The sequence below is a fragment of the Bacillus sp. FSL K6-1005 genome, from assembly GCF_038000225.1.
Lineage (GTDB): Bacteria > Bacillota > Bacilli > Bacillales > Bacillaceae > Bacillus > Bacillus mojavensis.
In genome coordinates this window covers 1,910,233-1,928,899 of sequence record NZ_JBBOBP010000001.1, presented here as the reverse complement: position 1 = coordinate 1,928,899, position 18,667 = coordinate 1,910,233, and the positions used below count along the sequence as shown (strand labels likewise).

The following is an 18,667-nucleotide window of genomic DNA, read 5'->3' as shown; positions in this document are numbered from 1 at the left end:
TGTAGTAATACCTATGCATATTAGTGTGTATTAAAATCAGTTTCTCAACCGTTTTTTAGACGTAAAACAAATGAATTATATTATGAACTTGAAAGAATGTAAAGAACAATTTATGATCAAATGAAGATGCTTTTTGTAAAAGGAAAGCGAATTTATAAGGAGTGAAGAAAATGGAATACCAATATCCCATGAATGAAGATTGGACAACCGAAGAAGCAGTGGATGTGATTGCATTTTTCCAGCAGGTTGAACAGGCTTATGAAAAGGGAGCCGATCGTGAAGAACTGCTTAAGGCGTACCGTCGTTTCAAAGAAATTGTGCCGGGAAAAGCTGAAGAAAAAAAGCTATGCGGCGAGTTTGAGGAACAAAGTACATACTCTCCTTATCGTACGGTCAAGCAGGCGAAGGAATCTGACCAGGCAAAGATTAAGATGTAAAAGGAAAAGAGCCGGATGAAAGATTCCGGCTCTTTTTTATGCTAGTGATACTTTTTGGGTTAAGCGATACAGAAATGCAAGCTGCTGGAAGGCATCGTCGATTCGCTGCAGAAATTCTTCGTTATTCATACTCAGCACCTCATCTTTTGAAAGCTGTATACCGCATAACAGTTCGGCTTTCTTTATGGTCTGCAAACGTTCAAACAATGTCTTGAGCTGTTCCTTGTCCATTTCTGACTGCTTATGGACCCCCGGCTTTGTGTGATCCGCAGACCAAACGAAGCTGTCTGGAATGTGATTTGTTACGCTGTCTTGATTCGCTTCAAGCAATTTGCCGTATTCTTCTTTTATAGGGGACTCATAAATGATCGCGAACCATACAAAAACATGGCTCTCCCACAAGCCGATTTGAAAATGCGGCAGTTTTTTATAGCCTCTTTTGCTATTGGCAAAAGCCACCCAGCTGTCTGCGGGAGGGTTGACTGATCTTCTTGCATGCTTGGCCACATGGGGGAACATTTCATCTCCGGTTAAAGCAGATAATGTCGGGGCAAAGTGCTCGCCTAGAGCAGTCAGCTTCGGACGAACCCGCTCTTTTAACACCTCCATGCGCGCGTCTAAGCCGTCTATTGTAAATGTGTGAAAGTCTTCTTCAGTAAAACGCATTTGTGTCATGATTTTCCTCCTTCATGCTAAGTATACATATTTTATCACAGTTAGAACGCGCAGCAAAAGATGAGCACGCGTTTGAAGAGAGGGGGAATGTGGTAATAAACGAATAGGTAAACACACAATTTTCAGAATCATGTTACAGGTAAATAGAAGAATCATAGGATATAAGAAGTATCATTGTTGAATGGCAAAATGGGATGCTTTTTTAAAACAAATGATCTCTGGAAGGGGCGAAAGACAATGAGGCAAGTTGTGAAAGAGGGATTTAGGGAAGAGAAAAACAACCGTGTAGCTGTCTGGAGACTAGAGGTTGATTATGAATTGGCAACCCTTTATGAGGCAATGCAAAAGGAAAATGACGAACAAATTGAGCTAAGCAAAAACAAACTTGAACGTCTCAGAAAAGAATGGATTCGCCTCAACGGGTAAAAAGCTATAGTAAAAACGAACCGCGTGAATGGTTCGTTTTTACGTGAGAAGGCATATTTTTCATTTTCCTTGCTTTTTCACCGCCGTTATCAGTATCCTATAAAATAAAGGTCTACATAGAAAAGAGGTACGCATGAATGACAAATTGGACGGAAATTGATGAGACTGCAAAGAAATGGATAAAAGAAGCAGGCGCAAGAATTAAACAGTCGATGCACGAAAGCCTGACAATTGAAACAAAATCAAATCCGAATGATTTAGTCACCAATATTGACAAGGAAACGGAAAAGTTTTTTATTGACCGCATTCAAGAAACCTTTCCGGGGCATCGCATACTTGGAGAAGAAGGACAAGGAGATAAAATCCACTCATTGGAGGGTGTCGTCTGGATTATCGATCCGATTGACGGCACGATGAATTTTGTGCACCAGCAAAGAAATTTTGCAATCTCAATTGGTATTTTTGAAAATGGAAAAGGCAAAATCGGTTTAATTTACGATGTGGTGCATGATGAACTGTATCACGCGTTTAGCGGTAAAGGTGCTTATATGAATGAAACGGAGCTGTCTCCTTTAAAGGAAACCATTATTGAAGAAGCGATTCTTGCCATTAATGCAACATGGGTGACGGAAAACAGAAGAATTGACCCGGGTGTGCTGGCGCCGCTTGTGAAAAGGGTGAGAGGAACACGCTCCTATGGCTCTGCCGCTTTAGAACTGGCAAACGTCGCTGCGGGAAGAATTGACGCTTACATTACGATGCGGCTTGCTCCTTGGGATTACGCAGCCGGGTGTGTGCTGTTAAACGAAGTAGGGGGCATCTATACAACGACTGAAGGTGAACCGTTCACCTTTTTAGAAAATCACTGTGTGCTGGCCGGAAACCCATCTATACATAAAACAATATTGGAAGAGTATCTTCATGCTGAAAAATAGACCATTTGAACAGAATGACCTCAGTTGGTTTGAGGAAATTGCGGAGGCTCATCCTGTTTGGAAAAAGGAAGAGTTTGGGGAAAAAGATGCAGAAAGCTATATGATCTCCTACTCGATGTATAACGGATCATGGCTTGTATGGGAAAAAGACGGCCTGCCTGTTGCCGTCAGCTATCATCTCGAATGGGCTCCTTCCAACGGAAAGCCATGGCTGGGAACAGTGCTGGTTGATCCTGCTGAAGAAAGAAAGGGACATGCCAGAGAGATCATTGAACAGATCGGCCAATCGCTGAAGGAAAAACACAGAGCGCTATTTACAGCGGTTCCGATTGACCGGAATGAATGGATCCGGTTTTTGAGCCAGTGCGGCTTTGAACAGCTCAAGACGGAGAAAGATGAGGCAGACAAGTCATACATGATCATGGTAAAGCCTTTAGTTTAAGCTGCCGTATACATGACGGCAGCTTATTTTCATGCACAAAAAACCTCCCAATCTTTAACCATCGATTGAGAGGCGAGCTTGGTGATGAACCAAGGGGTTTATTTTTTTACGGCGTGTATATAATGAATGGTTTCAAACGCTGACAAATAATCCGTTCGTTTCTTGAAGAAAAGGTCATTGATTTCAGCTGGTGTGACATGTTCATAGATGAGTAAACCAGCTGAATCTAATGCTTTTTCGATTTCATGATAAGTAAAACACGATTTCATCGGTTCACCGGCTGCTGAAGCCAACTTCACCATATGTTCAACTCTATTAGACATTCCTTTTGTTTCAAAGAGCGTTTCGTCTGCATAATCAAAAACGATAGAGCTTCCCGAGGGAACATGGGCAAATAAATGGTTAAGCAGGTTCTTATTTTCTTCTTTCGTCAAGTAATAAGAAACTCCCAAAAGGCTGAAGAACGTTTTTTTGTTATCAAAGCCTTCATCTAAGAGAGGCTGATATGAAAACGTTTTGGTAAAGTCCATAGGAACCAAATGAAGATTCGTTGGGATAGTCAGCTGTGCATGATCCAATCTTTTCTTTTTCAATTGCTGTGTAGCGGGGTAATCAATTTCAAATATATCTAAGCTGTTTTCCAGCTCTGGATGCCGAAAGCAGAAAGTATCTAACCCGGCGCCAAGAATGACATACTGTTTTGCCCCCAGCACCACTTCGTTGCGCAATACTTTCTCACAATATGCTGCTCGAGCTAAGGGCGTAGGGGAAAGCTGGACTTGTGTAATCCACTTCAGCATTTCCTCTTGGTCATCTTGAAACTTCAAGGCAATATCCTTATTGAAAAACTGTATGCCTTGTATCATATTTTGACTAATGTCGGAAAACTCTTTTTCAGAAATAAGGTCTTTTGCAATATAATCGTCAAAAATTTTAGGTGTGTCATATTGACTGTGATAGGCTCGGCTAAAAGCAGATAGTAAAGCTGTTAAACTGGACTCATTTTCCTTCATATCATGTCCTCCTGATAAACAAAAATAAGATTCCCCCGGCTAGGAGAATCTTATTATACACACAAAAATATTAATAGTAAATTATAGCACAAATAAAAAATTTTGTCAATATATTTGGGTTGGAAGAGTAAGATTTTTCTCTTTTATTTGTTACCTATTACTTGTGATACATAACTGCAACATGACCTGCTTGTGTGAGAGTCTTATATTAATCCGTTTTGCTCATACGGAACAACGTCATCATGATCGCCGTGCATCATGAGCATCGGTGGCTCCTCGCGATGAACTTAAGCGGCTTGAGCCTAGCTTTAAAATCTCATGTAAATTTGCTCTGACGCAGCAGTCGGGATTAGGATTTTCATGGTGTGGAAAAAGTCGCCTTCTACCCAATCGCCTTATAAATGTCGTAGAAATGACTTCTGCATCTTTTAATAGGTAAGCCCCGCCGGAACCTCTTTTGACATCACTAAACCCGCTTTTTTAAACAATTGGCCGGCGGATAATGACCGGGTTAGTATGTACGCAGTCTGCGATTTGTTCAGAGGTAAGGTAGGCAGTCCGCACATATGAACATTAACATATGTCCGGTTATCGTGAAACAGCTGCTGATTTTCAAAAAAACTTGAAAATCAAGAAAAAGCCTGAGATATCTCAGGCTTTTCATTTAGAAATTACAAACCGACGGCATTCCAGGCTGCTTCAACTTTTGCGGCGTCAGTTGAGCCATAAAGGTCACGGGCAGACTGAATGAGGGCGGCCTTCGCATCTTTGAAAGTGGAATAAGGCGTAAGATACGTTGTTAACGCACGGTAATAAATCTGCTGTGATTTAGAAATGCCTAGTTTTGTAATAGTATTGTAAGCGGCTTTGTTTGGAATTCCGCTGTTTATGTGTACACCGCCGTAATCGCCTTCATCTGTATTCGGAAGGTTTTGATAGTTGGCGTAATTGTCAGGCTGGTCATATTTTGTCGGATTGGACAAGCTGCGGAGAGCCGGCTGGCTGACCGTAATGTCTTCACCGATATCCCAGTCTTCTGTATCAGTAAAGTAACCGAAAACATCAGAGAACGACTCGTTTAATGCTCCAGGCTGATTTTCATAGACAAGGTTGGCTGTTTCTTGAGTGACACCGTGTGTCATTTCATGCGCTGTCACATCCAAGGAGCCGGAAAGCGGGGAGAAGAAGGAGCCGTCTCCGTCACCGTAAATCATTTGATCCCCTGTCCAAGCGGCGTTATTATACTGGCTGCCGTAGTGAACAGAAGAAACGATTTTACTGCCTTTGTTGTCATAGCTGTTCCGTTTAAACGTCGAGTAAAAATAATCGTACACTTTACCCAGGTTATAGTGGGCGTCTACAGCTGCGCGCTGTGATGAAGTTGTGAATTTATTTGTTGTGCTTGAGACTAGCGTTCCCGGAAGGCGGCTTTGTCTGTTTTGTAAATCATACGTGATAATTTGAGTGCCGGTTGGTTTTGACAGATCTCTTAAAACATATTTGCCGCTCTCATAAGAAATATTCAGAGGAACTGTTGCACCTTTTAGTGTGGTCCCTGATCCTGTTGCGGCTGCATGTTCTACTTTATTTTGCTGTTTTATAATGCTGCCTGTTTCGGCATCCACTAAGACTTCCCAGTTCGCAGGTTCAGGTTCAATATAGCGAATCGTGACATCGTAAGCCAGACGATAGCTGCCGTCCTCTGTTTCTACCGCTTTTAACTCCGCTTTATCGCTGTTTTTGGCGCTTCCGTTAGAAACGGCGTCAGGTGATTTGCCAATGGCTTTAAAAGCGAGTGCCAATGCTTTGTCAGAGGATACCTTTTTGCTGTTTTTTGTTTTTGAAGCAGACTGATTGTGCAATTCTCCATTGATCGCATAGACTTTGTCAGATTTATCGACGTGAACGATCACTTGCGAATCTTTAATAGGCACTCCGTTAATGACAGGCACGTATCGAAAGTGCTTGTACCCAAGAACGTCAGTTGTGCTTTCCACAAGTTTCAGTCTTTTGGCGGGATCGCCTTTAAACACTTTGCTGTTCTTTTTCAAAAACTGTTTGACAGCTTTGTCATTTGGAGCAGAGAGCTCTGTTTGTGCAATGGCGCTTTTGGGAAGAAAGTTTGTTTGATTCTCCTTAAGCTGGTAATTCTCAGCAGCCTGAACACCCGGAAGGCCGATTGATAAACTCATAAACGAAGCAGCGACAACGACGGACAATTTTTTACCTAAACCCACAATAAATCCCCCTTTTTGAAAATACTGAAAAATCTTTATATCGTTATATTAAACGAGCAATCTAGCATTCTCAACAAAAACTAACATAACTAGACAAAATTGATAGAATTGTCCTGTGTTTATTTTTGTTGAATAATATCAAGATGAGTCAAGTGTCATGTGCTGGATGATTGCAAGAGTTATGCCGTCTTTTCATCAAAGGGGAGATGAGAAATTTTTGGTTTTTATTGAAACTTTTTAACAAGTGGCTTGTCTAACCGGATGAGGCCTTAATAAGAAGTAAAGGATTGTTGTACGTGTTGGAATTGTTCAGTCATTATGTATTGCATTTTGAACGTTATTTTATTTTGAGCAGGCAAAGCACTTTGCTGATTCAATGGTCAATTGTTGCCCTTGCAGCACTGTATATATTGGCATGTCACCCGAAAATCAATCGGTACCATACATTGTTTTTTGCTGGAGTCTTATTACGGGTTGTTTTGCTGGCGGGCGTGTCTGTTGAACTTGTTCATCAGGTGCAGGTAACGAACTTTACCAGTGCCTATTTAAGGGACGAGGGGAATGAACTGCTGCCGCTGCTGCATTTTTTCTTATACGGGTATGTGCTGCTGACGGCTTTTCATTATATATTAATGCTTCGTGATCACAGAGGAAAAGGGATGTTCTTTACGTTTGATCTGGCTGTTGTCAGCTTGCCGATCGTGCAAATGATATTCAGTTTCTTTTCGTATTGGAAGCAATATCCTGATGAGATCGAGCCAATTGTATACGGTTTACTGTTTTTAATGATCATTCTTCCTATTGTATTGAATGTGCTATTCTTCAAACTGTATTGGAGGCTAAATAAGATTTTACTAGGTTTATTTTACACGCTGATTATCGGACTGCTTGTACTGTTGCTTGTTCCATATCCCGAGCATAATTCGATTGACTATGGCGCTGTAATGCCCTATACGATTTATTTGACAATGGCGGGGTTTTTGATGAGTTATCATCTGTTCCAAAAGTCAAGTAAGGCTAATACACATATAAAAAAGGGGCTGACGGTCGCTGTCGTTATGATTTTTATATTGCTCTTAAATCCGATATATAACTTAGGAACGGTTGCTTTCGCTATATCAAAGCCAGCAAATGTCACCGATACATTCAATTTTGTAGGAGAGCACATTTCATCTAAAAAAGCGGAACAGATTTTAAAGTCGTTTTTTCCTACGGATGAGACATTATATTTACATAATACAAATATGGATGTGCATTATTTTTACTCATTTGAAAGCATGAGCTATGAGGCAGAGGTTGATGAAGTATCTCAGATGATAAGTAATTATCAGTACTTGAAAAAGGCACATGGGAAAAACCTGGATGATCAGGAATACGTACGGAAGTCAATCGCTTTTCTTGAGAGACACGGAAGAGTGTTAAGTAAGGATCATATTGAAACAAAGGTATCTAAAGAAGATGGACAGACAGTCGTTCGTATATTCCTGAAAAATCAATTTCATAAAAAAGATACCGATGATGATGGCACAGTATTTTATTGGGAAAAGGAAACCTTAATGGGCTTTAGTGAAGACCCTTCAATTTATCAGCTTGATTCCCTTCGGCATGTTCATATCACAGAACAAGACATACACGACATAGTGAAGGAAATATTTACAGCTTTGAAAATACCTCGACAGCCTTATCAAATTACAGATATTGAAAGTAACAGCCTGCTTGGAAGCCTGGTGCGGGTTGAAACAAAAGAAGGAATGGTTTTTTATTTCGAGGCTGAAACCGGCAGTTTACAAAGTCTTTCACTTCCAATTAAAAGAGAAATTTCACTGACAAACAGCCAACTGCACCAGCAGATTTTATCGGTCTTTGAAGCGGATGTATCAGAAGTAAAGAAAAAAAGCAGGCAGAGTGATAAGGTTGTGTATTCTGATTCCTCTAAAACATATGAGTTTTTTGAAGATCAAGGGTTGTTAAATGTTTATGTTTACAACGATACACCCGATAATTCATTCCCGTATACGTATCTTGATGGCAAATTGGCTTATAAAAAAGTAGCTTCTGTATATAAGGATGTCATTTACAAAAAACGCATGCGTCCGATTATCGTTCAAAGAGGGAATGAACACTATTATGCATGGCTGATCATTATTCAGCCGTTCGGCTCAAACCGGCATGATGCTTATGTGGTGGATACAGAAACTCAAGAGGTGAAAAGTCTTTATGAATCATAGAGAAAAAGAGTCTGTGTTTTTAGATTTATACGACCTATATAAAGAAAGAGAGCTAGAAGATGAATCAATGGAATGGATGAAACAGCATGAGCCGTTATATCAAAAAAATGCGGAAGGCTTAAAGAGTGAATCTTGTTCAAAGAGTATTGAAGATGAGAGTCAAATCAGACATATGAAGGTATATATATCTTCCATGTATACCTGTTTCATTTTATTGGCCATTTGGATGACGGTGTGGTTTTATTTTTAATGAAACAGAAGGATTCGATTGAAAATTTGTATCGACAGTATTACCCGGAGATTTTGAATTATCTATTCCGGAGAACTCATCAACTCGAAACAGCCAAGGATTTAGCTCAGGACACGTTTGTGAAAGCCTTTAACGGGCTTGCTTCGTTTAAAGGGCACTCCTCCGTCAGAACGTGGTTATATACGATTGCTCACCATACATTTATTAATTGGTATCGCAGGGAAGTTAAATACCAATTTACTGATATCAGCTTTAGTGAAGGATTAAAGCAAACGACCTATGAACAGCCTGAACAGTATCTTTCCCGGACGGTTAAAAGCGAAACGTTGCGGCAAGAGCTGCTGCAGCTAAAGGGTCAGCACCAATCCGTTTTGATTTTAAGAGAATTTCAAGAGCTTTCTTATGAAGAAATTTCCGAAATCTTAGGCTGGAGCCTTTCAAAAGTGAAAACCACACTTCACCGGGCAAGATTGGAACTCAAGAAAAACATGACGAAAAGAAGAGAGGAGGAGCGGATATGACCTGCTTTCTAGTAAGAGACCTTCTCCCTCTGTATATTGAAGGTGATTGCAAAAAAGAAACGGAAAACTTCATTGAAAAGCATATGAACACCTGCGGCAGCTGCAGAGACATGTATAAACAGATGTCTGAGCCTTTTGAGTTTAAAGATGAACAAGCACCTCAAGATGCTTTTCTGCCTGAAGAAGAAATCCGTTTTAAACAAAGGTACTATGGTATGCTGATTATTAAAGCAGCCTTCTGGTTTGGAGCAGTGTTTGCTGTGATGCTGATCTTCAAACTGCTGATCTAAAGGAAAAGCGCTTGCCGGATTGACGGACAAGCGCTTTTATTACATTAAGCCTGCGGATGAAGCATTTGGTAGATGGCTGCAAGCTGTTCTTGAGACAGAGCGCCAAAGAGCTTTTCATAAAAAATTGCCTGCTCCGTTGTCGCACCAGCTTCTAAAGCTGTATTTTTATCAAAGCTGTACGCTCCATCTTCTGAAACAATGGATGCCTGCAGAATATGAATCTTAAGGGAAACAGCGGCGAAAAATTGGTCAAGTGCGAGTGCTTCTTTTTCTGTGAAGCCGAGCTCAACAGCTTTTTCTGTATCAAATTTGTAGCTGCCGTCTTCAACATACACACATTGTGAAACAACATCAAAAAATTCAGAGGTCGATTCCCACAATTTCGCAATGATTTGAGCCTCTTCTTGTGTCATTCCTAACTCGACAGCTTTTTCACTGTCAAAATAATAAACCCCGTCTTCTTCATATATACATTGATTTAATAAATCTAAAAATGCATTCAGGTCTTTATGTGTGATTGTCTCCTGCAAAGCAGGTGTGCTGTGACTAACTGTTTTTGCGCTTGCGGCATCAGGTCCGAAAGTTAGCAGGGTGGCTGAGGTCAGTGCGGCGGTTGTAAGTATGGCTTTTTTTACAAATGTTTTTTTCATGTTTCGTCTCTCCCTTTGTGAATTGTGGTGCAATTCCCATTATAGGGAGAGGCTGGTGTCAGGAAAATAGGCTTTATGGTAGTTTATGTATATCAATGTCGAACCACTTTTGTTTGGTTAAAGATGTCATATTTAGAACGAATGTCCATGAATGGATATCGTTTTGCTTCTTCCCGCCTAGGAAACAGGGGAGATAAGCCTTACGCCACGAAAAAACACCGCATTCATTTGCGGTGTTTTTGATTACAATGTCTTTAGCAAGGATAAGCTTTTAATCGAGCAATCCTTGCTCACGCATTTTCTTTTTTAACGTAAATCCGCTTCCCATCACGGCGCAAACGAGCACAATGCTGGCGATAATGCCCCACGCGCTTTTTTCGGCGATAAAGACGCCGATCAGCATTATGCTGAAAACCGCTGCAAATGCAAATAATAATAAAAGCCAATTCATTTTTTTCATATTTCCATCCCCTTTTACGTCTTATGATAAGTTTACAGAAAAACGTGACGCTTTTAAAGAGGATGTGTGGTATAATATGAAAGTTATCTAATTTTTTTAGGAGATGAAAAAGTGAAACTTCGAAATGATCTTCGCAACATCGCGATTATTGCCCACGTTGACCATGGGAAAACGACTCTAGTCGATCAGCTTTTACACCAGGCTGGTACATTCCGTGCCAACGAACAAGTTGCTGAACGCGCAATGGACTCAAACGATCTTGAACGCGAACGCGGCATTACAATTTTGGCGAAAAATACTGCGATTAACTATAAAGATACACGTATCAATATTTTGGATACCCCTGGACACGCAGACTTTGGGGGAGAGGTAGAACGGATTATGAAAATGGTTGACGGCGTACTGCTTGTCGTTGACGCATATGAAGGCTGTATGCCTCAAACTCGTTTCGTTCTGAAGAAAGCTCTTGAGCAAAACTTGAACCCGGTTGTTGTTGTGAACAAAATCGACCGTGATTTCGCACGCCCTGAAGAAGTGATCGATGAGGTTCTTGACCTGTTCATCGAGCTTGATGCAAATGAAGAACAGCTCGAATTCCCGGTGGTATATGCTTCCGCGATTAATGGAACAGCGAGCCTTGATCCGAAGCAGCAAGATGAAAACATGGAAGCTTTATATGAAACGATTATTAAGCATGTTCCGGCGCCTGTTGAGAATGCAGATGAGCCGCTTCAATTCCAAGTTGCACTTCTTGATTATAACGACTATGTAGGCCGTATCGGAATCGGACGCGTTTTCCGCGGTACGATGAAAGTCGGTCAGCAGGTTTCTCTTATGAAGCTTGACGGTACAGCTAAATCATTCCGTGTGACAAAGATCTTTGGTTTCCAAGGCTTAAAACGGGTGGAAATTGAAGAAGCAAAAGCGGGAGACCTCGTTGCGGTTTCCGGTATGGAAGATATCAACGTTGGTGAAACAGTCTGTCCTGTAGAGCATCAAGAACCGCTTCCGGTGCTTCGCATTGATGAACCGACACTTCAAATGACATTTGTCGTAAATAACAGCCCGTTTGCCGGCCGTGAAGGAAAATATGTGACTGCCCGCAAAATTGAAGAACGCCTTCAGTCACAGCTGCAGACTGATGTCAGCTTGCGTGTCGAGCCTACAGCTTCTCCGGATGCTTGGGTGGTTTCTGGCCGCGGTGAGCTTCACCTGTCTATTCTAATTGAAAACATGCGCCGTGAAGGCTATGAGCTTCAAGTGTCAAAACCTGAAGTTATCATCAAAGAAATTGACGGTGTACGCTGTGAGCCTGTAGAGCGCGTGCAAATTGATGTTCCGGAAGAGCATACAGGCTCTGTAATGGAATCAATGGGAGCGCGTAAAGGTGAAATGATCGATATGATTAACAACGGTAACGGCCAAGTCCGTTTAATCTTTACAGTGCCTTCCCGCGGATTGATCGGTTACTCAACAGAGTTCCTGTCATTAACACGCGGCTTCGGTATCCTGAACCATACGTTTGACAGCTACCAGCCGATGCAGGCGGGCCAAGTCGGCGGACGCCGTCAAGGTGTGCTCGTGTCAATGGAAAACGGAAAAGCGACATCTTACGGAATTCAAGGGATTGAAGACCGCGGTGTGATTTTTGTTGAGCCTGGTACTGAAGTTTATGAAGGAATGATTGTTGGAGAGCATAACCGTGACAACGACCTTGTTGTCAATGTCAGCAAAATGAAACAGCAGACAAACGTCCGCTCTGCAACAAAAGATCAAACAACAACAATTAAAAAAGCGCGCATCATGTCTCTAGAAGAATCTTTAGAGTACTTAAACGAAGATGAATACTGCGAAGTAACGCCTGAATCCATCCGTTTAAGAAAGAAAATCCTCAACAAAAACGAACGTGAAAAAGCGGCTAAAAAGAAAAAAACAGCAGGATTGTCTTAATCCCTTGCAGAATTTGAAAAGATAGAACCCGTACGCTACAGGGGAGGGAATCTTTTTGAATGACGTAAGCGAACGCCTGTCGTTCTTCGCCGCTCTATATCAAGTGGACCGGCAGCCCGCAGCAGGCATGTGGCTGCTATACGGCACCATTTTTGTTTTAGCTGTTATTGTGTTTAAACTTGGATTTGCAAAACGGCTTCCGGTATTAAAATCAGCAGTGGTATACTTATTTCTGGCTTTAGGCTGCACTGTTTTGACTTTTCTCGGTGTATTTTTGCCTGTGGCAGAGGGATTGGTTGTCGCTGCATTGATTTTAATCATTTACAAAATTCGGCTGTATCAGTCGAAAAAGGAGCAGTCGGCAAAATCATGAAAAAAGACTCAGCATCTCGCTGAGTCTTTTTTTATTCTGTATGAATAGCTGCCGCTTTATTTTTTAACTTTTTCTTTCTTCTGCTGTCCCGGGTGAAACGTGAACTTTCCGGTTTTCAGCCGTTCTTCTGTTTTTTGGGCAATTCGGTCATGGCATTCCTGGCACATATATGTATGGATCGGACGGTTTCTCAGCCGTTTCGCGATCAGGGTTTCATCATCAATTGTTTCAATTTTATCACAAATAGAACATTGGACCCTCATCATATCACCTCTTTCACTCTACTATGTATTATATCATGGATCAGATGCTGTCCAAAATAAGAAAAAGCTAAAGCCCAAGGGCTATAGCTTAATCATTATTGTTCTTTTTCATATGATGATCAGATTGATCGTTTTGTTCCGTTTCCATTTCCTTCTCTTGCTTTTCGTTTAATTGATCGTTTTGCTGCTTGGTTTGCGGTTCATCTTCATCGTCAATCACATCGTTAGGCACTTCCGGAAGCACCCGTCCGACAATTGCGGCCAGTTCATCTAAAATCCCCGTAACAGGACGGCCTTCACTAATCTCTCTTCCCATTTCATTGAGGCGGCTGACGGTATCAGGATCAGCAACCACGACTGCATTGGCTCCGTGCCGATCATTTTTTAAAGCCTGTGCCACAGAGTATTTAATGGTTTCGACTTTACTTCTATCCAGATTATCGTCAACGTCAATTCCTACTACAGCATATCCCCCGAGCACAACAGCTGTTGCATCCTTGACATCTGGCACTTTTTCAGCAACGCCGACAAGATGCTTGGCAATATCGGTTCTAGTTCCATTGTCTTTTGTTTCCTGAGATGTGTCCTTTACGTGAATCGGTTTTGTTTCCTGCTGTCTCGTTGATTCTTTTTCAATATTTTGCTCCTGTCTTCCCTGTTGAACAGCACAGGCGGACAAAATGAGTGTGAGCTGTATGATAATGAAAAGAATTCGCACTTGCGGTTTCCCTCCTTGAAATGCATTCATTAATTTTATTGTTGAATTAACCTTCTATCTTTATTCACAAAAACATATATTTTAGCAGGCGTTCACCTTTTTCATCGTAAAAGAAGCAGGAAGAACTTTGACCCTTATATCAGGAGGCTGAGACTTGAGTAAAATTTATGTGTTAGATACGAATGTGTTATTACAGGATCCTAACGCTATTTTTTCTTTTGAAGAAAATGAAGTTGTCATCCCTGCTGTCGTTTTAGAAGAGGTTGATTCAAAGAAACGATATATGGACGAAGTTGGGAGGAATGCGAGGCACGTATCTAAGCTGATAGACGCGCTAAGACTGAAGGGGAGACTGCATGAGAAGGTTCCGCTTGATACAGGGGGGACGCTCAGAATTGAATTAAACCACCGTTCCTTTCACCAGCTTCAAGAAATTTTTATCGAAAAAACGAATGATAATCGTATATTAGCCGTTGCTAAAAACTTAAGCCTCGAAGAAGAGACGAAGGAAAACGGCAGGCCTGTGATCCTTGTCAGCAAGGATGTATTAGTCAGAGTCAAAGCGGATGCCATCGGCCTTCTTGCTGAAGATTTCTTAAATGACCGGGTTGTGGACAATGATGAGATGTACAGCGGTTATAAGGATTTATATATTAACCAGCAGTTATTTAGCTCTTTTTACGGAAAAAATCAAATTTCAGTTCAGGATATAAAGCAGCATGCTTTTTACCCAAACCAGTTCGCGTTAATGAAGGATGAATTAGGAGGATCCTCCTCAGCTGTCGGTATTGCGGATAAAACGGGTAAGGTCTTAAAAAGGCTTGTGTTTGATGATGAACACGTTTGGGGAATCAGACCAAGGAATGTTCAGCAGACCATGGCGTTAGAGCTTTTGCTGCGAGAAGATATTCCGCTGGTGACGCTGATCGGAAAAGCCGGAACCGGGAAAACATTGCTTGCTTTGGCAGCGGGGCTATTACAGACAGAAGATTTAGGGATATATAAAAAGCTGGTCGTGGCAAGGCCGATTGTACCTGTGGGCAAGGATATCGGATACTTGCCGGGTGAAAAAGAGGAGAAGCTAAAGCCTTGGATGCAGCCGATTTTTGATAACTTGGAGTTTCTGTTTAATGCCAAGAAACCGGGAGAGCTCGAGGCGATTTTGGCAGGGATTGGTTCGATCCAAGTAGAGGCGCTGACTTATATCAGAGGGAGAAGCATTCCTGATCAATTTATTATTATTGATGAGGCGCAAAATTTGACCAGGCATGAAGTGAAAACACTTCTTACAAGAGTGGGCGAAGGCAGTAAAATTGTCTTAATGGGCGATCCTGAACAAATTGATCACCCATATTTAGACAGTCTGAATAATGGTCTGGCATATGTCGTTGAGCGATTTAAAGGACAACCCATCTCAGGCAGTGTGAAGCTTTTAAAAGGTGAGAGATCCGGGCTTGCCCAGCTTGCCGCTGACTTGCTGTGATGATTTAAATGATTTCAATCTCTTTTATATTGGTGATTGGCTGGACGTGATCAACTGGATCTTCAAAATAAATATGAACCGGGCCGCCTTCCTGAATCGGCTTGCCTGCCTGGCTGAAATGGACAATACTGTTCAGCGCGGTATCAAGAGGAACGGCGGCTTTACCGGAACTTGTAATAAATACGCATTGTGATGCAGAGCTGAGCGGCTCAGCATTTTTCAGCACACTTCCCAATTTCATTGCGAAGCTGCCGTTCATCAATTTCTGTTTCTCAAATTGTTTTTCTGTCTTTAATGTAGGCGGCGCAATCTGTCCTTCTCTAATAACACGTTCAGTATCCAGGCCAGATTCATTCTCAGCCGAATGTAAATTGATTTCTTGGCCGTCCCCTTTACGATCAAATGAAAATTTACGATCATCAAAAATCCATACGCTCGGATCAATCGTAATTGGATATGTAACATTGCCTTTTACTTGTATAACGCTCATGGTATAACCCCCTTCTCTCAAAATTATAAAAGTTTTCGCATGAATTGTCACTTTGTGTAACAAATTATGTGTATTGAGATGCTCAGGGAGCGAGGGTGGTCGCATGGTATGCCGGCATAATGACGAACTGGAAGCGTTAGTGAAAGAAGCAAAAAAGGTGACAGACAAGGGAGAGGTGGCCAGCTACATTCCCGCTTTAGCAAAAGCTGATCAGCACGATCTCTCAGTAGCGATTTATTATTCCAATAATACTTGTCTGTCAGCGGGTGACGTAGAAAAAACATTTACCCTTCAAAGTATATCGAAAGTGCTCTCACTTGCCCTTGTGTTAATGGAATACGGCAAGGACAGAGTCTTCAGTTATGTCGGCCAGGAGCCGACCGGTGATCCGTTTAATTCAATTATTAAGCTTGAAACCATGAATCCGAGCAAGCCGCTAAATCCTATGATAAATGCCGGAGCACTGGTTGTAACCAGCTTGATTAAAGGACAAACGTCTAAAGAGAGACTCGATTATCTGCTTTCTTTTATCAGAAAACTGACAAACAACCAAGACATCACCTACTGCCAGGACGTAGCTGAGTCTGAATACAGCACATCAATGATTAATCGGGCAATGTGTTATTATATGAAGCAGTACGGGATTTTTGAGGATGATGTTGAAGCAGTAATGGATTTATATACGAAGCAATGTGCGATTGAGATGAACAGTCTTGATTTAGCGAAAATCGGGGCTGTGTTTGCGCTTAACGGCAGGCATCCAGAAACAGGAGAACAAGTCATTTCAAAAGATGTCGCAAGAATTTGCAAGACGTTTATGGTCACCTGCGGAATGTATAATGCAAGCGGAGAATTTGCGATTAAGGTCGGAATTCCTGCGAAAAGCGGCGTATCAGGAGGGATTATGGGCATTTCACCCTATGATTTTGGGATCGGCATTTTCGGCCCGGCTTTGGATGAAAAAGGGAACAGCATTGCAGGTGTAAAGCTTTTGAAAATAATGTCTGAAACGTATAGGCTGAGTATTTTTTAATTTATGTCATCTGTTTAAATCCTCTTGCATTTTCTGCTGATACCCTTTATGATAAATAGAAGAATTAGGTACTCGCCTGGGGAACGGAGGGATACTTTTGGCTTCAGAGATGATAGTTGACCATCGGCAAAAAGCTTTTGAGCTACTGAAAGTTGACGCTGAGAAGATTTTGAAGCTGATCCGAGTACAAATGGATAACTTAACGATGCCTCAATGTCCTCTATATGAAGAGGTATTAGATACTCAAATGTTCGGACTTTCGAGGGAAATCGATTTTGCTGTCCGCCTGGGATTGGTTGACGAAAAAGATGGAAAAGACCTTTTATACACATTAGAACGCGAATTGTCTGCTTTGCACGACGCGTTTACAGGTAAATAAATGATAAAACTCAAACTAATTAACAGTTTGGGTTTTTTTATAACCGCTTGCTTTTTCACCGTATAATGACGGTCTCTTTTTGTGCATTTCATCCGAATCGTATAGAGAATCTTCGTGTCATTTGATAAATTGTAGTAAAATAAAAAATATAAATACATAAAAACCATAGGTAATGGAAGTTGGAAGCAGGGAAGAGGATGTTATGTTAAAAAAAATGCTAAAATCTTATGACTACTCACTGATATTCGCAATTGTTTTACTATGCGGATTCGGTTTAGTGATGGTGTACAGCTCAAGTATGATTACGGCTGTTTCTCGGTATGGGGTAAGCAGTAATTATTTCTTCATGCGTCAGCTGTTTGCTTTAATCGCAGGAGGCATCCTTTTTATTGTTATGGCCGTGTTTCCTTACAAAGCACTGGCTCATCAAAAATTTCAAAAGGTGATGCTGCTTGTTTCAGTGTTTGCGCTTATCTCACTGTTTGTATTCGGGCATGTTGCCGGAAATGCGCAAAGCTGGTTTAAAATCGGCGGAATGAGTATTCAGCCGGGTGAATTTGTCAAGCTGGTAGTGATTTTATATCTAGCAGCTGTCTATGCAAAAAAACAAAGCTATATTGATCACCTGTTAACAGGAGTTGCGCCTCCTGTGGTGATGACGGTTATTATCTGCGGTTTAATTGCCATGCAGCCTGACTTTGGTACAGCGATGATTATCGCCATCATCGCTACGTGCATGATTTTGTGCTCGGGTTTCAGCGGGAAGACGCTGGCAAGGCTTGTTTTGCTGGGCGGAATTGTTTTAATTCTGGTCAGTCCTCTTATTTATTTAAATAAGGATAACATTTTAACTGAAGGGCGTTTAGCTCGTTTTGAGAGTCTGGAAGATCCGTTTAAATATGCGAATACATCAGGTTTGCAAGTGATCAATTCTTATTATGCGATTGGGTCGGGAGGTATTTTCGGTCTTGGACTCGGAGAAAGTATCCAGAAATACGGGTATCTTCCTGAATCACATACTGACTTTATCATGGCCGTGATTTCTGAAGAACTTGGCATTTTTGGGGTATTGTTTGTTGTTTTCCTGTTGGGCTTTATCGTATTAAAAGGTTTCTATATTGCGAGAAAATGCGAGGACCCGTTTGGAAGTCTTCTGGCAATCGGCATTTCAAGCATGATTGCCGTACAATCGTTTATTAACCTTGGCGGTGTCAGCGGGCTCATCCCGATTACGGGTGTTACGCTGCCATTCATCAGCTATGGAGGCTCTTCTTTACTGCTTTTATTGGGAAGCATGGGGATATTAGTCAATATCAGCATGTTTGTGAAATATTCAGAGAATAAGAAAAAGAGAGAGTCCTTGGCGCCAAAGGGAATGAAAAAGAAACAGCTTGAAAAAACTGTTTATCTGTAA

Annotated in this window: 22 protein-coding genes; 14 read left to right on the top strand and 8 right to left on the bottom strand. The window is 41.4% G+C overall.

Annotated elements, in window-relative coordinates; translation table 11 throughout:
- Positions 1-170: 170 nt before the first annotated feature.
- Positions 171-437, top strand: a complete 267-nt coding sequence (locus NST16_RS10040) for a UPF0223 family protein (RefSeq protein ID WP_268446296.1) — start codon at positions 171-173, stop codon at positions 435-437.
- A gap of 36 nt (positions 438-473) precedes the next feature.
- Here NST16_RS10040 and NST16_RS10035 read toward each other — a convergent pair whose 3' ends face one another.
- The gene (locus NST16_RS10035) at positions 474-1,112 is read right to left on the bottom strand and encodes a YktB family protein (protein ID WP_340886175.1); all 639 of its coding nucleotides are present in this window, start codon (positions 1,110-1,112) and stop codon (positions 474-476) included.
- A gap of 237 nt (positions 1,113-1,349) precedes the next feature.
- Between NST16_RS10035 and NST16_RS10030 the strand changes: the two genes are divergently transcribed.
- The 3 genes from NST16_RS10030 to NST16_RS10020 all read left to right on the top strand — a co-directional run bounded on the left by NST16_RS10030 (position 1,350) and on the right by NST16_RS10020 (position 2,915).
- Positions 1,350-1,538, top strand: coding sequence for a hypothetical protein (locus NST16_RS10030; protein WP_010334110.1), 189 nt, complete (start codon positions 1,350-1,352; stop codon positions 1,536-1,538).
- A 137-nt stretch (positions 1,539-1,675) separates the two neighbouring features.
- Positions 1,676-2,473: an inositol-1-monophosphatase gene (gene suhB / locus NST16_RS10025; protein WP_010334111.1), complete on the top strand. Its 798-nt coding sequence runs from the start codon at positions 1,676-1,678 to the stop codon at positions 2,471-2,473.
- Positions 2,460-2,915, top strand: a complete 456-nt coding sequence (locus NST16_RS10020) for a GNAT family N-acetyltransferase (protein WP_340886170.1) — start codon at positions 2,460-2,462, stop codon at positions 2,913-2,915. Before suhB ends, NST16_RS10020 begins: the two co-directional genes overlap by 14 nt.
- A 98-nt stretch (positions 2,916-3,013) precedes the next feature.
- Here the strand turns inward: NST16_RS10020 and NST16_RS10015 are convergent, their stop codons facing one another.
- The gene (locus NST16_RS10015; RefSeq protein ID WP_340886168.1) at positions 3,014-3,928 is read right to left on the bottom strand and encodes a class I SAM-dependent methyltransferase; all 915 of its coding nucleotides are present in this window, start codon (positions 3,926-3,928) and stop codon (positions 3,014-3,016) included.
- A 671-nt stretch (positions 3,929-4,599) separates the two neighbouring features.
- Positions 4,600-6,165, bottom strand: a complete 1,566-nt coding sequence (locus tag NST16_RS10010; RefSeq protein ID WP_340886166.1) for a M4 family metallopeptidase — start codon at positions 6,163-6,165, stop codon at positions 4,600-4,602.
- Between the two features lie 287 nt (positions 6,166-6,452).
- Between NST16_RS10010 and NST16_RS10005 the strand changes: the two genes are divergently transcribed.
- Genes NST16_RS10005 through NST16_RS09990 form a run of 4 tightly spaced genes read left to right on the top strand, consistent with a single transcriptional unit; the run spans position 6,453 to position 9,454 of the window.
- Positions 6,453-8,393 carry a hypothetical protein gene (locus tag NST16_RS10005; RefSeq protein WP_340886164.1) on the top strand — a complete coding sequence of 647 codons (1,941 nt, stop codon included), beginning with the start codon at positions 6,453-6,455 and terminating at the stop codon, positions 8,391-8,393.
- Positions 8,383-8,643, top strand: coding sequence for a hypothetical protein (locus NST16_RS10000; protein WP_168747707.1), 261 nt, complete (start codon positions 8,383-8,385; stop codon positions 8,641-8,643). Before NST16_RS10005 ends, NST16_RS10000 begins: the two co-directional genes overlap by 11 nt.
- Complete coding sequence (locus NST16_RS09995; RefSeq protein WP_168747709.1) at positions 8,643-9,164, top strand: sigma-70 family RNA polymerase sigma factor; 522 nt, start codon at positions 8,643-8,645, stop codon at positions 9,162-9,164. Before NST16_RS10000 ends, NST16_RS09995 begins: the two co-directional genes overlap by 1 nt.
- Complete coding sequence (locus NST16_RS09990; RefSeq protein WP_340886159.1) at positions 9,161-9,454, top strand: zf-HC2 domain-containing protein; 294 nt, start codon at positions 9,161-9,163, stop codon at positions 9,452-9,454. Before NST16_RS09995 ends, NST16_RS09990 begins: the two co-directional genes overlap by 4 nt.
- A gap of 44 nt (positions 9,455-9,498) precedes the next feature.
- Here the strand turns inward: NST16_RS09990 and NST16_RS09985 are convergent, their stop codons facing one another.
- A complete protein-coding gene (locus NST16_RS09985; RefSeq protein ID WP_340886156.1) occupies positions 9,499-10,104 on the bottom strand; it encodes a hypothetical protein in 606 nt (201 codons plus the stop codon).
- Between the two features lie 271 nt (positions 10,105-10,375).
- On the bottom strand, positions 10,376-10,564 hold the full coding sequence (locus NST16_RS09980) for a YlaF family protein (RefSeq protein ID WP_010334117.1): 189 nt from the start codon (positions 10,562-10,564) through the stop codon (positions 10,376-10,378).
- A 111-nt stretch (positions 10,565-10,675) separates the two neighbouring features.
- On the opposite strand from NST16_RS09980, the gene typA reads away from it, so the two are divergent.
- Together typA and NST16_RS09970 are read left to right on the top strand one after the other, a co-directional pair.
- Positions 10,676-12,514 carry a translational GTPase TypA gene (typA, locus tag NST16_RS09975; protein ID WP_010334118.1) on the top strand — a complete coding sequence of 613 codons (1,839 nt, stop codon included), beginning with the start codon at positions 10,676-10,678 and terminating at the stop codon, positions 12,512-12,514.
- Positions 12,515-12,569: 55 nt separating this feature from the next.
- Complete coding sequence (locus tag NST16_RS09970; RefSeq protein ID WP_024121276.1) at positions 12,570-12,887, top strand: YlaH-like family protein; 318 nt, start codon at positions 12,570-12,572, stop codon at positions 12,885-12,887.
- Between the two features lie 56 nt (positions 12,888-12,943).
- Here NST16_RS09970 and NST16_RS09965 read toward each other — a convergent pair whose 3' ends face one another.
- Entirely contained in the window at positions 12,944-13,153 is a 210-nt protein-coding gene (locus NST16_RS09965; protein ID WP_105954170.1) for a YlaI family protein, read from the bottom strand.
- Positions 13,154-13,238: 85 nt separating this feature from the next.
- The gene (locus NST16_RS09960) at positions 13,239-13,868 is read right to left on the bottom strand and encodes a YhcN/YlaJ family sporulation lipoprotein (RefSeq protein ID WP_010334121.1); all 630 of its coding nucleotides are present in this window, start codon (positions 13,866-13,868) and stop codon (positions 13,239-13,241) included.
- 154 nt (positions 13,869-14,022) lie between these two features.
- Between NST16_RS09960 and NST16_RS09955 the strand changes: the two genes are divergently transcribed.
- Entirely contained in the window at positions 14,023-15,351 is a 1,329-nt protein-coding gene (locus NST16_RS09955) for a PhoH family protein (protein ID WP_268446285.1), read from the top strand.
- A gap of 4 nt (positions 15,352-15,355) precedes the next feature.
- On the opposite strand, the gene NST16_RS09950 is transcribed toward NST16_RS09955, so the two are convergent.
- Positions 15,356-15,841, bottom strand: a complete 486-nt coding sequence (locus tag NST16_RS09950; RefSeq protein WP_010334123.1) for a hypothetical protein — start codon at positions 15,839-15,841, stop codon at positions 15,356-15,358.
- A 103-nt stretch (positions 15,842-15,944) separates the two neighbouring features.
- On the opposite strand from NST16_RS09950, the gene glsA reads away from it, so the two are divergent.
- From glsA to NST16_RS09935, 3 genes are all read left to right on the top strand, one after another.
- Complete coding sequence (gene glsA / locus NST16_RS09945) at positions 15,945-16,874, top strand: glutaminase A (RefSeq protein ID WP_010334124.1); 930 nt, start codon at positions 15,945-15,947, stop codon at positions 16,872-16,874.
- Between the two features lie 97 nt (positions 16,875-16,971).
- Positions 16,972-17,253, top strand: coding sequence for a YlaN family protein (locus NST16_RS09940; RefSeq protein WP_003221339.1), 282 nt, complete (start codon positions 16,972-16,974; stop codon positions 17,251-17,253).
- A 202-nt stretch (positions 17,254-17,455) separates the two neighbouring features.
- Positions 17,456-18,667, top strand: coding sequence for an FtsW/RodA/SpoVE family cell cycle protein (locus NST16_RS09935; RefSeq protein WP_268446283.1), 1,212 nt, complete (start codon positions 17,456-17,458; stop codon positions 18,665-18,667).

Bases quoted from the DNA above. Each gene is read 5' to 3' on its own strand.
- NST16_RS10040 (WP_268446296.1), top strand. From the start codon at position 171: ATGGAATACCAATATCCCATGAATGAAGATTGGACAACCGAAGAAGCA.
- NST16_RS10035 (WP_340886175.1), bottom strand. From the start codon at position 1,112: ATGACACAAATGCGTTTTACTGAAGAAGACTTTCACACATTTACAATA.
- NST16_RS10030 (WP_010334110.1), top strand. From the start codon at position 1,350: ATGAGGCAAGTTGTGAAAGAGGGATTTAGGGAAGAGAAAAACAACCGT.
- suhB (WP_010334111.1), top strand. From the start codon at position 1,676: ATGACAAATTGGACGGAAATTGATGAGACTGCAAAGAAATGGATAAAA.
- NST16_RS10020 (WP_340886170.1), top strand. From the start codon at position 2,460: ATGCTGAAAAATAGACCATTTGAACAGAATGACCTCAGTTGGTTTGAG.
- NST16_RS10015 (WP_340886168.1), bottom strand. From the start codon at position 3,928: ATGAAGGAAAATGAGTCCAGTTTAACAGCTTTACTATCTGCTTTTAGC.
- NST16_RS10000 (WP_168747707.1), top strand. From the start codon at position 8,383: ATGAATCATAGAGAAAAAGAGTCTGTGTTTTTAGATTTATACGACCTA.
- NST16_RS09995 (WP_168747709.1), top strand. From the start codon at position 8,643: ATGAAACAGAAGGATTCGATTGAAAATTTGTATCGACAGTATTACCCG.
- NST16_RS09990 (WP_340886159.1), top strand. From the start codon at position 9,161: ATGACCTGCTTTCTAGTAAGAGACCTTCTCCCTCTGTATATTGAAGGT.
- NST16_RS09985 (WP_340886156.1), bottom strand. From the start codon at position 10,104: ATGAAAAAAACATTTGTAAAAAAAGCCATACTTACAACCGCCGCACTG.
- NST16_RS09980 (WP_010334117.1), bottom strand. From the start codon at position 10,564: ATGAAAAAAATGAATTGGCTTTTATTATTATTTGCATTTGCAGCGGTT.
- NST16_RS09965 (WP_105954170.1), bottom strand. From the start codon at position 13,153: ATGATGAGGGTCCAATGTTCTATTTGTGATAAAATTGAAACAATTGAT.
- NST16_RS09950 (WP_010334123.1), bottom strand. From the start codon at position 15,841: ATGAGCGTTATACAAGTAAAAGGCAATGTTACATATCCAATTACGATT.
- glsA (WP_010334124.1), top strand. From the start codon at position 15,945: ATGGTATGCCGGCATAATGACGAACTGGAAGCGTTAGTGAAAGAAGCA.
- NST16_RS09935 (WP_268446283.1), top strand. From the start codon at position 17,456: ATGTTAAAAAAAATGCTAAAATCTTATGACTACTCACTGATATTCGCA.